The sequence below is a fragment of the Pseudomonas oryzihabitans genome (assembly GCF_007665395.1).
Classification (GTDB): Bacteria; Pseudomonadota; Gammaproteobacteria; order Pseudomonadales; family Pseudomonadaceae; genus Chryseomonas; species Chryseomonas psychrotolerans_C.
The window spans coordinates 1-280 of record NZ_VDND01000036.1 but is presented as its reverse complement, the minus strand read 5'-3'; the positions used below and the strand labels follow the sequence as shown (position 1 = coordinate 280).

The following is a 280-nucleotide window of genomic DNA, read 5'->3' as shown; positions in this document are numbered from 1 at the left end:
CGCTGACCTGGGTGTCGACCGCCAACATGATCACCCTGATCGGCGCCACCCCGGTGTTCGTCGACGTCGACCGCGACACCCTGATGGTCTCCGCCGAGCAGGTGGCCGCCGCCATCACCCCGCGTACCAAGGCCATCGTCCCGGTGCACTACGCCGGCGCCAGTTGCGACCTGGCACCGCTGCGGGCCCTGGCCCGCGAGCATGGCGTGGCGCTGATCGAAGACGCCGCCCACGCCGCCGGCACCCGCTACCAGGGCGAGCCCATCGGCCAGCGCGGCAC

General features: G+C 72.9%; 1 protein-coding gene. It reads left to right on the top strand.

All coding sequences use genetic code 11. The features are described 5' to 3' along the window. On the top strand, positions 1 to 280 hold a 280-nt coding region (locus tag FSV73_RS25475), incomplete at both ends, for a DegT/DnrJ/EryC1/StrS family aminotransferase (protein ID WP_186309354.1).